Here is an 18,172-nt window from a genome sequence, read left to right on the forward strand (position 1 = left end):
GGTCTCAATCGTGTGCTGTCAGTTGTGTCAGGGCACGTTCTTGTAGGTGCCGGTGGACCACAGGGCGCCTCCGGTGCTTGGGCCGCCGCCGCTCTTGTAGACGACGAAGTTGCCGTCGTTCTGGAGGGTGGCGTAGGCGCCGGAGTGGCCCCAGGTGCCCGTGGACCAGAGGGCGCCTCCGGTGCTTGGGCCGCCGCCGCTCTTGTAGACCACGAGGTTGCCGTCGGTCTGCATGTAGGCGTAGGCGCTGGAGTGGCCCGAGGTGGCGCTGGACCAGATGGCCTTGCCGTCGCTGTTGCGGTAGATCACCAGGTTGCCGTCGAGCTGCATGACCAGCCGGGTGTACTGGGCCTGGGCCCACCAGCCGGCCCAGAGTTTCTGGCCGGAGGCGATGGTCTGCCCGCGCTTGTAGGTGTGGGTCGACCACAGTGCGCCGCCGGTGCTCGGGCCGCCGCCGCTGGCATAGACGACGAAGTTGCCGTCATTTTGCAGGGTGGCGTAGGCGCCGGCGTGGCCCGAGGTGCCTGTGGACCACAGTGTGCCGCCAGTGTTCGGGCCGCCGCCGCTCTTGTAGACCACGAGGTTGCCGTCGCTCTGCATGTAGGCGTAGGCACCGGTGTGGCCGTTGGTGCCGCTGCTCCATACCGCCGGGCCGTTGCCTGTGCCGCCGGTCTTGAGGTAGGCGACGAGGTTGCCGTCGTTCTGCATGGTCAGCGTCATGCCGGCGCTGGACAGGCTGTGTCCGGGGGTGAGGAACTGGCCCGGCTGCATTGTGGTGCCGGTGGCCGTCGGCGCGATGGGCGTGAGGGTTTTGACGTCGGCGGTGTCGACGTAGGCGAGGCGGCCGTTGTACTGGATCGGGTAGTAGGTGCTTGTTCCGGTGATGAGGGTGCGGTCGTCGGGGGCGCTGCCGTCGATGTTGACGGAGTTGTAGAAGTCGCCCTTCACGGCGGGCTGGGCGAGGTAGAGCTGACCGGCCGCGATGCTGTATTTCGACAGGGGAGTGACCGGCTGTGCGGTGACGCCGGTGGGGTAGGCGCCGGCCTCGGGGTAGGCGCGGCCGTAGACGGGGATCGAGGTGGCGCCGTCCTTGGCGGTGATGAGGGTCTGGCTGGTGTCGTCGGACGGGATGGTCCACTGGCCGCTGGGGTTGTCGAACCAGGCTTCCTGCCCGCTGTACCAGATGGCCGTCCACTCGCCCTGCTGGGCGGCGACGACGAACCGTTGCCCGGTGACGGCCTTGTCTCCCCAGTCGTAGGCGGTCGTGGTGCCGGTTCCCGTGGAGTGCAGGTAGGGGTCGGCGATCAGCGGGTCGCTGGTGGAGGGGCCGGTGCGCAGGTAGACGAAATTGGCCGGCTGTGGTGAGGCGTTGTCGACCGGGGGTTCGTTGGCCGTGGTAAACGGCGGGGCGATGGTGACCAGTTCACCGGCCTGCAGCGGGTCGCCTACCGGGTTGGCGCCAATGGGCGCGCCCAGGAGCTGCATGTAGTGGGTCCAGTCCCAGAAGGGGCCCGGGTCCCAATGCATGCCCGCGACGTAGGCGTCCAGCGGGCCGGGGACGTTGTCGTGACCGAAGATGTGTTCGCGGTCGAGCGGGATGTTGTACTGGGCGGTCAGGTACTTCACCAGCGCCGCCGAGGACTCGTACTCCGACTCGGTGTACCAGGACGCGCCGGAGATCGCGTAGCCCTCGTGCTCGATCCCGATGGAGTGCATGTTGACGTACTTGTTGCCCGAGTGCCAGGCGATGTCCTCGTTGGGCACCATCTGTGTGACCAGTCCGTCGGAGGAGCGGATCACGTAGTTGGCGCTGGCGTAGGCGGTCGGATCCTGGAACTGGTTGACGGTCGTCGCGTAGTCGGACTCCGTGTCGTGGATGACGATGTTCCGGATCGAATTGCCGTCCGTCGGGCGGTTGGCGATGTCGTAGTTGCCGTAGTTGCTCTTGTCGTTGGGATCGTTCTGCGTGTACGCGGCCGGGACGAAGTTGCAGACCAGGCCGGACGGGCACTCGGGTGTCGGCGTGGTGGTCCCGTCCGCCGGAACGGCGTACCCGGCCGGGGCGTACCCGGTGTTGGTTCCGCCTTCGGTCCAGTAGTCGGCCGGCTGGTAGCCAGCGCTCGTGATGTGCGGCCGCAGTGCCGGCTGAGCGGACATGGTGACCTGTTGTCCGTCGGTCGTGGTGCGGCTCAGCCCGGTACGGATGTGGGCGTAGACCCGCCGCGCGAACTGCACCGCGCCCGCGGCGTCCGGAGACTGGCTGAACCGCTCCACCGCGGGGTACCACTGTGCCGGGTCCGCCGGAAGAGTGCCGGTGGCCGCCTTCTCGTAGCGCGCGAGCAACGCGGCGCCACCGCGTACGCTCTTGCCCATGTCTGCGCGCAGCGTGCTGTCCGGCTGGCCGATCAGTTTCGCGGCCTGGTCGAGGGTGTGCAGCGCCGGAGCGGACGTCCGCACCGCGCCCACGTCCGCAAGAACCCGCGCGTCCGGGCGAAATCTGCCCCGGTGGTCGTCACCGCGCATGTCGAGTTCGGCCGTCCGGTCCTTGCCCGAAGGCCGCTTCAGCGTCTGCGGGCTGACCTGGGTCAGACCCATCACGTTGTAGTTGCCAGTGGTGCTCGGCATGCCGTTGTGGGTGTCCCACCGGCTTTCCTGATACGCCACCGCCATCAGCACGCTCTGCGGCACGTGGAACTCCTGGGCCGCCGCGGTGAATTCGTGCTGCAATGCGTATGGCTGCGGTCCAGCGGGCTGCTTGGCCTGTGCCAGCGCCGTGACTCCGGCCCCCACCGCGACCGCCATCACGCCCGCGATTCCCAGCGACAGTCGGACGCTCGATCTGCGGTGTCTGCTTCGTCTTTGACTCAACGCTCGCATTCCCTCTGCTGAAGTCATCCGTGATCACCCGGTGGGGGACGGGCACCGGCGAATCGTAGGAGTCGGATCGGAAGAGCAGGGTGAGAAGAAGGTGAGTGACCGTGCTGCGACCTGCGCAGGGCTGGTCTCAGGTTCGGTGAGATGACCGGGGGCGGGCCGCCTGTCGCACCGCGCTGATGACGGCGGACCGGTCGGTGGGCGAATAACTGCGAACGTTGGGCAGCTTGACCGAAGGGCCCATGGTGATGAATCGCTGATGGGGATTGTGCTGGGCGGCTGTGGTCACGGCCTCATGGAGACCTGGACCCACCGAGATGATCAACCCGCACTTGCGCTGCACCAGGCTGTTGACATACGGCAGGGACGCCGTAGTGCTGCCTTTCGGTACCTGGATGTGCTGCGCGTTTATGGCAGCGCCTGAAGCGGCGTTCTGCAGGGATGACCAGACGGGCTGGGCCATGGCCGCATCCTGTTGATCATTGACCAGGCAGGCGCGGAAATTCCTTGAGATGTTGTTGGCGACGATCTTCGCGGTCCGGGGGCCGGTCAACAGAGCGACGGCAAGCCATGCCAGCAATCCGGTGCCGACCAGTGCGCCTGCGGCAGCAATGAGCCGTACCCTTCGGGGGCGGTGGTTAAGGCGGAAGGAAAGGTTCACCTGGCGCGCTCCAAAATCGATTCTGCTAATGGCCTGTTACCTGACCGGTGGGGATGTGGCGCACCTTCAGGTTCGGCTTTTCTGCTTCTTCTTTCCTGACTTTCCGGCGTTACGCGATGTGCCGCGTGGCGGCGTCGGAGTCGGGTCGTTCCGCATGGCGGAACGGTTCTTGCGGCGCCGGACGACGATCCACACCGACGCGGAGATCAGAGCCACTGCTGCTCCGCCCAGAGCGATGAGGGTGACCCGTCCGTCACTGGTGTTCGTGGGCTTGCCGAGTGGGTCGGCGGATAGGAGCGGGTTGGTGGTAGCGCCGTTGATGACCGTGGGTGCGCGCAGGGCCGCCAGCGGGTCGATCAGACCGTAGCCGTACTGGTCGTCATGGCCGCTTCCGCCGGGCCGGGAAGCGGTGCTGATCAGCCGGCGGATGGTCTGGCCCGCACTCAGGTGAGGGAACGCGGAGCGGACCAGAGCGGCCGCTGCGGAGACATAACCGGCGGCGTAGCTTGTGCCGTCCGCCCTTACATATTGACCCCGGTCGTTGGCGGAGTAGATGTCGGTGGCCGGCGCGGCGAGCGTCGATCGGGGTCCGGATTCGCTCACCGGCCAGAAATGACGGCCGGAATCGGTTCCGGTGACATCGATGACGCCAGGGAAGGAAGCCGGGTACATGGCCGGGTTGCCGTTCTCGCCGTCGTTTCCGGCGGAGGCGACGACGACCGCGTCTTTGCCGAGTGCGTAGTTGACGGCTTCGCGTAGCAGGGGGTCTGGCGTGGCCGTTCCGGAGGATACGTTGATGACCTGCGCGTGGTGATCGGCGGCGTATTTGATGCCCTGCGCGATAGCGGTGGGATCTACGGTCGTGTTGGTGGACACTCGGACGGGAAGCACCTTAGCCTTCGGTGCGAGTCCGGTCATTCCGTAGCCACCGCTCGCTTTCCCTGTGCCTGCGATGATGCCGGCAATCGCTGTTCCGTGCGAGTCACCGGAGATGTCGGTCTGGCCGTTGTCCCGGGGGTCTCCGATGAATCCCGCGCCTTGGAGGACCTGGCCATTGAGGTCGGGATGGCCGGCGTCGACTCCGCTGTCGATGACGGCAACGGTGATGCCTTGGCCCTGCGATATGTGCCAAATCTCGTCCGCCTGGAACTGCGTGAGCGGCCACTCGGACGTGCGGATGACCACCGCTTCGGCGGGGGTGTCGGCCGCGAAAGCGCAGAGTCCCGCAAGAGTGGAGCCGACAAGGAATCGGCGCAGGACCGGCAGCGCGATCGGCGTGCAGCGTCTGCTGGATCGTCTTCGCGGAAAGGGCACGAACAGCTCCAATCGGTGTGGGCTTCCCGTACAGCGCGCACGGGGAGCGCACGGAGCCAGCCAGGTTCTACCACATCGCCTGTGATGGGCGGCCCGTGGCTGAATCCCGAGTCAAGGCCGACCATCAGGGAGCCAAGCTTTGATCAAGGCCGCAGGGATGAATCGGACGCAAGTGTCTGCGATCAGACCAAGTCGGCATGGGTATTTGTCGATGACTCGTTGATCAACCGTCGAACAGGAGCTACAACTTCCGCTTGCGCCTCCATGGGTGAGGCGTTGTCGTGTCCTGCCTGTGGGGGTTGTGCGATGAGTCGCCATCGGTTCCGCGTGTCGTCTGGCGTGGGTAAGGGATTGGCGTCCCTCATCGCCTTGCTCACCGGCGGCGTGCAGCGGCGCTGGCTGCGGAGGATCGCGCTCGCGGTCAGCGGTGTGCTGCTCGTGGCGGTCGCGACACAGCCCGCCGAGGCGGTCATCGACGAGCACGCCCTGGCATCGGGCTCCGCAGTGCTGCCCCACCAGCGGACGGGTTCCGCTGCTGGGCTGCCGCACCAGGTGAAGTCGGCGGCGCTGCGCACGAAGGGAAGTGCCTCCAGCCCGAAGGCCAAGGCGGTGCGGGGCGCGCTTCCGCCGTCCAAGACGCACGTGCCGAAGGCGAAGGAGCGGGGTTCGTTCCGTCCGCAGGGGCAGCTGGCTGCGAAGCGCGTCTCGCCCCCGGCCCGGATACGGGCGGCTCTGCTGAAGGAGGCTCAACGGAAGGCGGCCAAGGCGGCCGGCGCCGGCTCGTCGGCGCAAGAGGGCGACCCGCACATACCAGGCCCGAATGCCAGCGGCGCGGAGGTGGTCAAGGACCGCACCGGGAACACGTCGGTGTTCCGGAACGCGGACGGCACCCTCACCGCGCGGGTCTACAGCCGCCCGGTGCACTACCGCACGGCAAAGGGCGCATGGGCCGACATCGACAGCACTCTGGTTCAGGGTTCGGACGGCCGGTGGGCGGAACGTGCTGACTCCGCGCCGGCCGGCTTCGCCGCGAGCGGAAACGATCCGCTGCTGGTCTCGTACGGGCCGTCGGCGAGCGAGCAGGTCGGCTACTCCCTCCAGGGCGCGGCTGCGGTGACGGGGCAGGTGTCGGGCAACGCGATCTCCTATCCCCAGATCGCCACTTCCTCGGACTTGAAGTACTCGGTCACCTCGGGGGGCGTGAAGGAGACCCTCGTCCTGCATGACGCCTCGGCCCCGACGAGCTGGGTGTTCCCGCTCCAGCTGACCGGCCTGACACCGTCCCTCACCTCGGACGGCAGCGTGGTGTTCAAGAACTCCTCCGGTGCGGTGCGGGTGACGATCCCGCACGGCTACATGGAGGACTCGAACATCGGCAAGGTGTCCGGCGAGGGCGCGACGTCCACCGGGGTGACCTACAGCCTGACCACCGTGGACGGCGCTCCGGCGCTGCGGGTGTCGCTGGATGCGTCCTGGCTGCACGACAAGGCCCGCGTGTTCCCGGTCAAGGTCGACCCGACGAACCTGAACGCGTCCTCCAGCACCTATGTGGAGACGCCGTACGACATCAACTTCTCCACCGACTCGGTGCTGAAGGTCGGCTCGTACGACGGTGGCAGCCACAAGGCCAACAGCTACGTTCTGAACTGGTCGTTCGGCTCGACGTTCCAGAACGACTACATCGAGCAGGCGTCGCTGTACCTGGATGACGTGTGGTCCGGTGGCTGCACCGCGGAACCCGTCTATGTCCACGGCATCACCAGTTCCTGGAACGTCGGCACGATCGCCGACTACCCGGGCCTGTCGTACGGGTCGACGATCGGCTCCTCCAGCTTCGAGGCCGGGGCGAGCTGCGGCGGGTCCTCCTGGCACGGGATCGACATCGGTGACAACCCCAGCGCGGCCGGTGTGAAGCTGCTGGAGGGCTGGGCCCACGGCACCGTCTACAACAACGGTCTGGCGCTGACCGCGGACAACTCCGTCGTCGCGGCGTGGAAGCAGTTCGCCAGCGTCAACTCCTCTTACCCGCCCTACCTGTCGGTCACCTACAGCTCCTACGGTGCCGACTACTCGATTCCCAAGCAGACGTACACCCAGCCCACCGCGAGCACCACCGGCTCGATGAAGGTGGCGCTGACCAACCGGGGCACCGCCTCCTGGTCGACGTCGAGCACCCAGCTCGCCACCGACATCTACAACACGTCCTGGACGAAGCTGAGCACCAACGCCACCAAGACGTACGTGACGAGTTCGGTCAGCCCCAACTCCTCACTGACGATGACCGGGACGCTCCCGGCCGAGCCACCCGGCCAGTACTACGTGTGCTGGGACATGCTGACCAGCGGCACCTCGTTCTACACCACCTACAACGTGCCTCAGACGTGTGCCGAGTTCACCTCCGCGGACACCCCGCCGCAGATCGACTCGACCTCGCCGCCCTCCAACGTCGTGGCCGGCTCCCTCACGCCGCAGCTGTTCGCCGGCGGCAGCGACCCGGACAATTACCCGGGCAACGGGCTGACCTACGACTTCCAGGTCTACACCAACCCGGCGTCCGGAAAGCCGTCCCTGGTGGTGGACTCCGGCTCGGTCAGCAAGACCCAGTGGACCGTTCCGGCCGGCAAACTCGCCTGGAACCAGTCGTACTACTGGATCGTGTCGGACAGCGACGGCGACGCGCAGAGCGCGTGGTCGTATCCCTCGTACTTCTCCACGACCGTTCCTCAGCCGCTGATCACCTCGCATCTCGGTGAGGCGGCACAGGGCCCGGCCGGCCGGACCTTCGCCCCCAGGGTCGGGAACTACACCACCGCCGCGACGGACGCGGAGGTGTCCGTGGCGGGCCCGGCGTTGTCGGTGAGGCGCTCCTACAACTCGCTCGACCCGCGAACCGGCAACCTCTTCGGTGCGGGCTGGTCGACGCTGTACGACATGTCCGCGCTGCCCGACAACGACGGCTCCGGCGCGGTCGTGGTCACGCTGGCGAACGGCCAAGCGACGCGATTCGGCCTGAACGCGGACGGCACGACGTTCACGCCGCCGCAGGGCACCTACTCCACGTTCCAGACCGTCACCGGCGGCGGCTACACCCTGACCGACAAGTCGGGCACCACGTACACGTTCGGTCAGCAGGTCGGCTCGGCCTGGAAGCTGAAGACAATCAAGGACGCGTCCGGGCGGAGCGAGACCCTCTCGTACAACGCCGACGGCACCCTGGCCACGGCCACCAACACGACCAGCAGCCGCACGCTGCACTTCACCTGGAGCGGCGGCCACGTCACCCAGGTGGCCACCGACCCGGCCACCTCCGGCGGCACAGCCGAAACCTGGACGTACTCCTACACCAGCGGCAACCTGACCGGGGTGTGCCCGCCCACCTCCTCCACGGCGTGCACCGCCTACTCCTACACCTCCGGGTCGTCCTCCGGCTCGCACTACCGCACGTCCGTACTGGACGCCAACCCCTCCTCCTACTGGCGCCTCGGCGAGTCCACCGGCACCTCGGCGGCCAGCGAGGTCGCGGTCAACGAGGGCAACGACAACGGCACTTACACCGGCGGTTACACCCTCGGCGCGGCCGGACCGCTGCCCGGCTCACCGACCACCGCCGCCACGCTCAACGGCTCCACCGGCTACGTCTCCCTGCCGAACAGCCTTCTGACCTCGGCGAGTTACGTCTCCGCCGGGATGTGGTTCAAGACCACCTCCTCCGGCGTGCTGTTCTCCTACCAGAAGGACGCGCTGACCAACAGCTCCACGCCCGGCAACTACACACCGGCGCTGTACATCGGCACCTCCGGGAAGCTGTACGGCGAGTTCTGGGCGGGCAGCGTCTCCCCGATCTCCACCTCGTCCTCGGTCGCCGACGGTGCCTGGCACTACGCGGTGCTGTCCGCCGCGGGCAACACGCAGTCGCTGTACCTGGACGGCAACCTTGTCGGCACCCTCTCGGGGCAGGTGTCGGTAACCGGCCAGCCGGTGGACGCCATCGGCACCGGATTCATCGGCGGCCACTGGCCCGACGAGCCGCACTACAGCACCACCAGCAACACCGGCTACCGCACCTTCTTCAACGGCTCCGTCGCCGAAGCCGCCTTCTACACCCACGCGCTCGGCCTCCCGGCCGTCCAGCAGCAGTACACCGCGGGCACCCACGCCGCCAGCGAGCTGACCGGCACCACCCTGCCCTCGGGCAAGACCGCACTGGCCGCCTCCTACGACGCCTCCCGCGACCAGGCCACCCAGATCACCGACGCCGACGGCGGCACCTGGAAGCTCGGCCAGCCCACCACCACCGGCTCCGGCGCCTACTACCGCGACGCGGTCATCTCCCAGGCCGCCCCCAACTACTGGCGCTTCCAGGACACCTCCGGCAACCAAGCTGCCAACGAAGTCGCCGGGACCACGGCCTCCAACTGGTGGTCCTCCGGCCCTGCCACCTACAACAACGTCACCCTCGGTGCGCCGGGACTGTTCACCGGCAGCCCGGAGACCGCCGCGTCCTTCAACGGCACCAGCTCCTACGTGTCGCTGCCGTCCACCACGATCTACGGCGGCAAGGTCTCGGCGAACTTCTCCATCGAGCTGTGGTTCAAGACCAGCGCCTCCGGCGAAACCCTGTTCAGCTACCAGAGCGGCCCGATCGGCACCACCCTGTCAGGCAACTACACTCCCGCCCTGTACGTCGGCGCCGACGGCCACCTCTACGGGCAGTGGTGGGACCACCTGCTGTCACCCATGGAGTCCCCGGACCCCGTGAACGACGGGCAGTGGCACCAGGCCGTGCTCACGGTGAACACCAACGGTGAGCAGACCCTCAACCTGGACGGCCAGCAGGCCGACACCCGCACCGGCCAGCAACTGGACTTCACCGGCGAGAATGTCGTCTCCATCGGCGCGGGCTACCTGTCGGGGTCCTGGCCCTCCCTGCCCTCGAACAACCCCCAGGGTTACTTCAACGGCTCCATCGCCGAGGTCTCCACCTTCAACCAAGCCCTGAGCACGCAGGCGGTGGCGGCCCAGTACGCCGCCCGCGGCACCTCCAATGGCGCCACCCCGGTCACCACCGTGCCCGTGACCGACCCCACGGGCAAGACCCTCACCTACCGCTACGACCCGGCCAACAGCTACCGCCTGATCTCGGTCACCGACGCGCTCGGCCATACCACCTCCTACTCCTACGACTCCGGAGGCTTTTTCGCCACGGTGACCGACCCGGACGGCAACTTCACCACCACCACGCAAAACACGCGTGGGGACGTGCTGTCAAGCACGACCAGTGACATGCACGGTGACACCACCACCAGCTACTCCAGCTACCCGGCCTCCGGCACGTACGGCGTCACCGACCCACGCAACGACGAGCCCACCTCCACCGCCGACCCGCGCTCCACCAGTGCCACCGACACCACCTACGCCACCACCTACACCTACGACTCCGCCGGGAACCTGCTCACCTCCACAGACCCCGACCAGCACGCCGTCACCAAGACGTACACGGCGGGCACCGAGTCCGCGGTCGGCGGCGGCACCGAACCGGCCGGGCTCCTGGCATCCGTCAAGGACGCGAAGGGCAATGTCACCGGCTACGCCTACAGCAGTGCCGGTGACCTCGCCCAGGTGACCTCGCCCTCGGGGCTGAAGACCACCTATACCTACGACAACCTTGGCAGGCGCCTCACCAGCACCCAGACCTCGGACACCTATCCGGCCGGCGTGACCACCAACTACACCTACGACGGCCAGGACCGCATCGTCACCGCCACCGGACCGGCCACCACCGACGCCGTCAAGGGCACCACCCACACCTCCCAGACCACCTACACCTACGACGACGACGGCAACACCACCTCGCAGGCGGTCGCGGACACCACCGGTGGGGACACCACCCGCACCAGCGCCTGGACGTACAACTCTCACGACCGGCTCGACTCAGTCACCGACCCTGCGGGCCGCAAGACCACCTACGGTTACGACGCCTACGGCAACCGCACCGCCGAGACCGACCCCAACGGCAACGCCTACACCTACGCGTACTCACCGACCGGTGAACTGCTCACCACCACGCTGACCAACTACACCGGAGACCCGGTCAGCCCCTCCTCGCCCACGTCCCTGGTGCTGGACTCACGCGCCTACGACCCGGCAGGCTGGCTTGCCTCCGACACCGACGCGATGGGGCGGACCACCAGCTACTACTACAACTGGAATCACAAGCTCATCCAGGCCTACCTGGCCAACTTCCACAACCCGGACGGCTCCACCACCACAAAGGTCCTCCAGCAGGATGCCTACGACGCTGCCGGCCATCTGACGGAACAGCAGAACACCGCCGCCCTGATCGAGACCGACTACACCGTCGACCCCGCGGGCCTGGTCACCGGATCCGTCTTCGACCCCTACGGCCAGAACAAGACCACCACCTCCAACAGCTACGACCCCGACGGCAACCTCACTTCTGCATCCGTCACCAAGGGCAGCACCACCGAACAGACCGACTACGCCTACAACACCCTCGGCGACGCCACCTCCGAGACCGTCCACAACGGCTCCACCAACCTCGTCACCACCCACACCTACGACCAGCGCGGACTGCTCACCTCCACCACCGATCCGCGCGGCAACGTCTCCGGCGCCACCCCCGCGAACTACACCACCGCCTTCACCTCCGACCAGGCGGGCCAGCTCACCCAGGTCGCTGCGCCGACGGTGAACGCGGAGACCAACGGCGGCACGCCGCAGCAGGTGCACCCCATCACCCTGTACGGCTACGACACCTTCGGCGATAAGACGTCCATCGACGACCCCGACGGCAACATCACCACCTACACCTACGACTCCGACGGCGAACGGGTCGCCACCTCGGGGGCTGCCTACACCCCGCCAGGGTCCACCACCGCCATCACCCCCACCGTCACCGCCCAGTACAACGCGGCCGGAAGCATCACCGCCGCCACCGACGGCAACGGCAACACCAGCAGCTACACCTACGACCAGTTCGGCAACCTGGCCCAAGCTGTTCAGCCCGCCGTAGGCGGCAGCGCACCGACCACCCACACCACGTACGACACCGACGGCGAGAAGCTGTCCATCACCGACCCGACCGGCGCGGTCACCACGTCGACCTACGACGACCTCGGCCGCACCCTGACCGTCAGCCAGGTGGTCCGGCAACCAACCACCACCACCGACACAACTACCTACGGCTACGACGCGGCAGGCAACCCCAACTCCACGACCCTGCCGGGCGGCCAGACCTCCACGGCTACCTACGACACGGCCGGTAACCGAATCACCGCCACCGACCCGCTGGGCAACAGCACCCACTCCACGTATGACCTCGACAACCGGCTGACCCAGACCACACTGCCTGACGGCACGGCCATCACCCACACCTACGACCTGGCCGGACGTCAGACCGGATCGGCAAAGCTGGACGCGTCCGGCACCACCCTGGCCTCCACCTCTACCAGCTACGATCCGGCCGGCAACCCCACAGCGGTCACCGACGCCAACGGCCACACCACCCGCTACACCTACGACGCCACCAACGTCCTCACACAGCAGACCGAACCGGTCACCTCCACCTCGTCCATCACCACCAGCTTCGGCTACGACTCCGCCGGCAAGCACACCCGCTACACCGACGGCAACGGCAACGCCACCATCACCACCTACAACACCCTCGGCCTGGCCGAATCAACCATCGAGCCGAGCACCCCCTCCTTCCCGAACGTCTCCGACCGCACCACCACCACCGCCTACGACGCCGACGGCCACCCCGTCACCGTCACCCGACCCGGGGGCGTCATCGAGACCAGCGCCTACAACGCCGACGGACAGCTGACCAGCCAGTCAGGCAGCGGAGCCGAGGCAACCACCACCACCCGCACCTTCGGCTACGACGCTGCCAGCCGCGTCACCTCCGTCAGCGCCCCCAACGGCACCAACACCTACACCTACAACGACCGCGGCGAGATCACCGCAGCCAGTGGACCGTCCGGCACCGCCAGCTACGCCTACAACTCCAACGGTCAACTGACCTCCCGGACCGACAAGGCCGGCACGACCGCCTTCACCTACGACAACGCCGGAAACCTTGCGACCGCCGCCGACCCGCTGAACGGCACCACGCTGACCTACACCCGAAACACCCTCGGCCAGGTCACCGGCATCTCCTACGGCAGCGGTGCCGCCAGCCAAACCCTCCACTACGACGCCCAGCACCGGCTGACCAGCCAAACCCTCACCACCCCCGGTGGTGCCACCGAAGCAGCCACCAGCTACGGCTACGACACCGCAGGAAACATCACCTCGCAGGCCACCACCGGCACTGCCGCAGCCGCCAGCAACACCTACACCTACGACCAGGCAAACCGACTGAGCAGCTGGAACAACGGAACCACCAGCACCTCCTACGGCTACGACAACGCCAGCAACCGCACCAGCACCGCCACCGGCTCAACCACCTCCACTGCCACCTACAACGCCCGCAACCAGCTGACGTCCACCACCGCAGGCTCAGCGACCACCAACTACAGCTACACCGCCCGAGGCACCCTGGCGACGGTCACTGGCACCAGCACCGAGAACCTCACCTACGACGCCTTCGACCAACTCGTCACCGATGGCGCCACCAATTACACCCACGACGCCCTCGGTCGCCTTGCCACCGCGGGATCGGCAACCTTCACCTACAACGGCACCGACAACACCATCGTCTCCGACGGCACCGACACCTACAGCCGTGGCCTCGGGAACCAGCTGATCGGCATCAGCAACAGTGCGGGCGCATCCCTCGCCTACACCGACCAGCACGGCGACCTCAGCGCCACCTTCACCGCAACTGGCACAGCCCTAGCTGGGTCCACGGCCTATGACCCCTACGGGCAGGTCATCGCCAACAGCGGCACCAGGCACGACCTCGGCTACCAAGGCGGCTGGACCGACCCCACCACCAGCCGGACCGCCACCGCCAGCCGCTGGTACGACCCGGCAACCGGCAACTTCACCAGCCACGACGCCACCGCCCAGCCCCCTGCCCCTTCCGTCAACGCAAACGCCTACGCCTACGGCAACGACAACCCCCTCACCAACGCCGATCCCTCCGGCAACAGCTCCTGCTACAGCACGCCCTATACCCCTGCTCCGGAACCGAGCACCAACTGGCAGCCGGCAGGCGACGGTGGTGGAGGAGACACAGGCGGCGGTGGCGGAGGCGGCGGCGGTTACACCGCGCCGCACGATGTCACCAGCACGTACGACGCGACTCAGGGCGACGACATCTGGAACACCCTCGAGGTGGTGGGTCTGGGCATCCTGATCGGCGTAGCTGTTGTAGCCGCGGTGGTCACCGCCCCGGTAGACGCAGTCGTCGGCGGACTGGCAGCGATAGGCGCAGGCCTCGCAGCCGCCTTCGACTTCGGGTACTCGAGCTGCGACGTCGCAATCAGCCACCCGGCACCGCCGCCGCCCCCGCCGCCGACCGCGCAGATGGGCCTGCGTGAAAACCCCGGCGCCCGCCCCAGCGGCCAAGCTGACGGTGCCAGCCCCAAGATCGACCCGTCCAAGTTCAAGGTGGTCGCCACTGTGGCCGCCGCTGCCGCAGCCCAGGCAGGCCACCAGCCGCTCGCCAACGGCGGAACTTCCTCGGCTGCCGGCAACGCACTGGCCTCGCTCACCGCGGCGGGGGCTACCGCGGCGTTCTGCACCCTGACTGGGGCGTGCACGCCCCAAGACGATCAGTCGGACCCGGGGTGCCAAGTCGACGGTGCTGGATGGACCGACTATGGACCAGTCGACATCGGCCATGGCGGACGCGCGACTGGAGTGACGGCGTGCCTGGACAGCAGCTACTTGGAGTCACATCCGGGCACCTCGACCGAGACCAACAAGGGCGAGGGGATCGTTCCGCCAGGCTATGACTGGGCGCGAAAGTACGTCGGTTATTTGGGCGGCAAGCCGAGTGGCGTGAACGCCTGCCACCTCCTGGGGGCACAATTGAGCGGCTCCGGCACCAATCTCGAAAATCTTGCAACCTGCGGAACGGATGGAAACTCGTACGTCGGGAAGCCCAATAAGCCGATCAAGCCGATGGATAGCATGCTGCATTTCGAAGACAAGGTGCGGCAGGCAGTGGATGACGGCAATATCGTTCTCTATCGGGTGACGCCGGTATATTCCGGTAGTCGAACCGTGCCGTACGAGATGCAAATGTCCTACGTTTCCTGGGACCGCTCCGGAAGACTCAACGGGGCCGCATCAGACACCGTTTCCAACCTCATATACACTGCGGGTAGCGGATGGAAGAACCTTGGCACAGCGGTCGACAGCCGAACCGGCGCCGATGCCCCCGTCGCCGGTCAGTAGCGCCGTGGATGTTCCACGAGAGAGGACTCGTACATGGGCCACCCGGCTATGAGTCACCCCGCGATCCTGCGCCTTGGTCAGGTACTCGAAGCGCCTCCGACCGGTGGTGACCGCGTCGACTGGGATGTGCTGTTCGAGGAGTCGGGTCTGCGGTTGCCCGAGGACTACCGTGCCTTTGTCGAGGTCTATGGCGGGGGGGAAATCGATGAGTACCTTTCGGTGAGCACCCCGCCGGTTACGGAGTCAGCCTATGGCGATCTGCTGGATGGGTTGAACCCATCGCTCCGTCCAGCAGATCTGGAGTTCTTGGCAGGTCACTTTGCTGGCAGTGCAACGCCGGAGGTTTTGGCCTTCGGTGGCACTGCGAGCGGTGACGCAGTCTTCTGGCTGTGCACTGACACTGATCCCGACAAATGGAGTGTCGCCGCCTTTAGACGCCAGTCACCCTACGGAACCGTTCCCTGGACGGTTTTCAGTGGCGGGATGGTGGAGTTCCTGCTGGCTGTCCTTGGCGGGAACCTCCAGCCTTTCAGTGACCGCAGTCTTGCCCAAGGGCCGCACGAATTTCTCGGTTGGCGAGCCATGAGAGGTTTCTGAAAGCCAGTTGCTGCTGGCATCCTTCTCGGCAGCCCGGGGCTGCGTCGTTCTCGCGGGGTGCTTAATCACCTGATGTCCAAGGGGGCCAGGGGCCTGGCGGGGTTGCCGGCGTGGTGCCGGAGGCCCTCAGCGATGCTTGCGCGGCCGGTGAGCCGGGGACGCACCCTAGTCGTAGGACGTGCCCGACCCGCCCGGCCGGGTGCCGTGCAGGGCGAGCCTGCGCGGCACCGAGGAGGAGAAGTGAACCAGAACATGCGCAAGCTCATGACCTTGATGCCTCCGCACGTTGGTGCGGGTGACGTCATCGACTGGCGCCAGGCGCGCGAAGTGTGGGGCTGCGATTTCCCTTCCGATTTCCGGGACTTCATGTCCGTCTACGGATCAGGCGTGATCGAGGACCGCCTCGCCATCTCTCGCCAGAACGAGGGCGCCCCGGGTGACGGGCCCTATGGCGCCTGGTTCGTCCCGTCCCCGGACTGGCTGGAGGACGTTTCGGCGCCGTATCCGGCATGGCCGGCAGCGGGAAGTCTGATCTGCTGGGGGGAGGATTCGAACCAGAACGTCCTGTGCTGGTCCACCCGCGGCAGTGATCCGGACAAGTGGCCGGTCGTTGTCTGGGACTCCGGCGGTCTCGACGGCGAGGCATTCATCGAGTTCGACTGCGGCATGGCGGAGTTGCTGCTTCGGATCTTCAGTGAAGAACAGCCGTATCCCTTCAACGAGGGATTCCTGGGCGGTGTCACCCGTCCCAGATTCGTGCATCGCAGGGAAGAGGCCCGTCTGCGTGGGCTCGGCATCAACCCTTGGCCGGACGCTTGAACCTCACCCGCAACCAGGCGCAGCCTCTTGCCCAAGAAGCGGGCGCACGGCAGGCGTCTGCGACTGCGGCTGTTCTCGGTGCCACCCAAGAGGAATGCGTTGTCCAGAACAACGCAACGGCATCAGGTAGCTACTGCAGTCACGGGATTTGGTGATGATTTCTACAAAAATTGTCGACGCTCTCCTGCCTCTTCTTGGCGGTCCTGTTCGCCACGGCGAAGAGAAACAGCTGAGAGAGGTGGCAGCAGAGTGGGGTGTGCAGTTTCCACCGGCCTTCGTTGAAGCTGCCGGGGCGTACGGGGACACAGTCATCTGCGACTACATCTTTCTTTGCGGTGCCCGGAAGATCCGCTCCTATGCTGAGCGAATGGGGCGTCGAATGGAGCAGTCTCGGGAGCGATCGAGACCGACTGGATGCCGGAGTGGCCTTCGCGGCCATACCCCCTAGAACTCGTTGACTGAGCTCTTTCGGCGTGGTCACTGAACCTCTTTGCCGTGGCTGGTCCGTGACGCGGTTCAGCCTCACCCTTATGAGCAGTTGGCCGCGCTACCGCGCAGTGGGGCGTGACGGCGAGTCGCGGAGGGCGCTGCTGGCTCAGCAGCGTCGGCGCCGTGAGGCGGCGGGCGTCTCGGCGAAAGCATGGGGCCTTCTCCAGGACGCAACGGTCGGGTACGGGTATCGGCCGTGGCTGGCCGGGCTGTGGTTGTTGGGCCTGCTTGCCGCCGGATCGGTCTACTTCGCGTCCCACCACCCTGCACCGCTGGGCACGGGCAACCCGCATTTCAACGCGGTCGCCTACACGCTCGACCTTTGGTGCCGGTAGTGAGCCTTGGTCAATCGGGCGCGTGGAATCCGAGCGGGTCCAGTCAGGTGCTGGCCTATGCGCTGATCAGCAGTGGTTGGACGCGAGCCACGACGCTGGTCGCCGGGGTCACACGAATACTGGTGCGGCCTTGAGATGACGGGTCTCTCTGCGGTTGGCCCGCCAGTCACGAGGTGACATCAAACCGTCGCCCTTGGTAACGGTGACTGAGCGCCCGCTGCGCCGGTAAGGCACTCCGCTGCTCGCGGGTTCAAATCCTTCTGCACTCGGCGCCGCGGCCTGGACCGACGTCCTTGACGAGATCCCCTGGAGCCTTAATGAAGCGCACGCGTGGACCCGTAGTGGACACGCAGTGGACGGAAGGATCAGGAATGATCGGGAAGCCTTCAACAAGGGGCGATAGCGGGTAGCTCTCTGACCTGCGAAAACAGGAAGATCAAGGCAAGATCATGCGATGATCGGAAGATCCGAAAAGGACTCATAATCCGTCGGCCGTGGGTTCGAGTCCCACCCGCCCCACCAGTGCAGGTCTCTGATCTGCAAAAACGTCTCTGCGGGCGTGCGGATTCAGGACTTTGGCTCAACGGACTGAATCCGCTGCTCGTGAGTTCAACCGCGATGCGGCGATCCGCAGTTGGGCGCTTCGTTGACCTGCGGTTATGCCTCGTGCGGTTGCTCTCGCGGGCTGGAGTGGACGGTCTGATCGGCGGGCGAG

Annotated in this window: 7 protein-coding genes and 1 tRNA gene; 5 read left to right on the plus strand and 3 right to left on the minus strand. The window is 66.6% G+C overall.

Annotation, left to right across the window (positions count from 1 at the left end):
• Positions 1 to 27: 27 nt before the first annotated feature.
• From M878_RS78810 to mycP, 3 genes are all read right to left on the minus strand, one after another.
• A complete protein-coding gene (locus tag M878_RS78810; RefSeq protein ID WP_023551001.1) occupies positions 28 to 2,802 on the minus strand; it encodes an N-acetylmuramoyl-L-alanine amidase in 2,775 nt (924 codons plus the stop codon).
• Between the two features lie 202 nt (positions 2,803 to 3,004).
• Positions 3,005 to 3,535, minus strand: coding sequence for a type 1 periplasmic-binding domain-containing protein (locus M878_RS97800; protein ID WP_158692803.1), 531 nt, complete (start codon positions 3,533 to 3,535; stop codon positions 3,005 to 3,007).
• A gap of 66 nt (positions 3,536 to 3,601) precedes the next feature.
• Complete coding sequence (mycP, locus tag M878_RS78815; RefSeq protein ID WP_023551002.1) at positions 3,602 to 4,861, minus strand: type VII secretion-associated serine protease mycosin; 1,260 nt, start codon at positions 4,859 to 4,861, stop codon at positions 3,602 to 3,604.
• Between the two features lie 327 nt (positions 4,862 to 5,188).
• On the opposite strand from mycP, the gene M878_RS000000101120 reads away from it, so the two are divergent.
• From M878_RS000000101120 to M878_RS97805, 5 genes are all read left to right on the plus strand, one after another.
• Positions 5,189 to 15,217 (plus strand): LamG-like jellyroll fold domain-containing protein, encoded by a 10,029-nt coding sequence (locus tag M878_RS000000101120; RefSeq protein ID WP_023551003.1) that lies wholly within the window; start codon positions 5,189 to 5,191, stop codon positions 15,215 to 15,217.
• 33 nt (positions 15,218 to 15,250) lie between these two features.
• Positions 15,251 to 15,814 carry an SMI1/KNR4 family protein gene (locus tag M878_RS78825; protein WP_023551004.1) on the plus strand — a complete coding sequence of 188 codons (564 nt, stop codon included), beginning with the start codon at positions 15,251 to 15,253 and terminating at the stop codon, positions 15,812 to 15,814.
• 240 nt (positions 15,815 to 16,054) lie between these two features.
• Complete coding sequence (locus M878_RS78830) at positions 16,055 to 16,633, plus strand: SMI1/KNR4 family protein (protein ID WP_023551005.1); 579 nt, start codon at positions 16,055 to 16,057, stop codon at positions 16,631 to 16,633.
• A gap of 530 nt (positions 16,634 to 17,163) precedes the next feature.
• Entirely contained in the window at positions 17,164 to 17,457 is a 294-nt protein-coding gene (locus tag M878_RS78835; RefSeq protein ID WP_158692804.1) for a hypothetical protein, read from the plus strand.
• Positions 17,458 to 17,850: 393 nt separating this feature from the next.
• Positions 17,851 to 17,979 (plus strand) — tRNA-Met (locus M878_RS97805).
• The last annotated feature ends 193 nt before the right edge of the window (positions 17,980 to 18,172 follow it).

Source organism: Streptomyces roseochromogenus subsp. oscitans DS 12.976, assembly GCF_000497445.1.
GTDB lineage: Bacteria > Actinomycetota > Actinomycetes > Streptomycetales > Streptomycetaceae > Streptomyces > Streptomyces oscitans.

What these genes read in the sequence shown, in the direction of transcription:
- M878_RS78810 (WP_023551001.1), bottom strand. Translation starts at nt 2,802, where the DNA reads ATGGCGGTCGCGGTGGGGGCCGGAGTCACGGCGCTGGCACAGGCCAAG.
- M878_RS78835 (WP_158692804.1), top strand. Translation starts at nt 17,164, where the DNA reads ATGAGCAGTTGGCCGCGCTACCGCGCAGTGGGGCGTGACGGCGAGTCG.
- M878_RS78825 (WP_023551004.1), top strand. Translation starts at nt 15,251, where the DNA reads ATGGGCCACCCGGCTATGAGTCACCCCGCGATCCTGCGCCTTGGTCAG.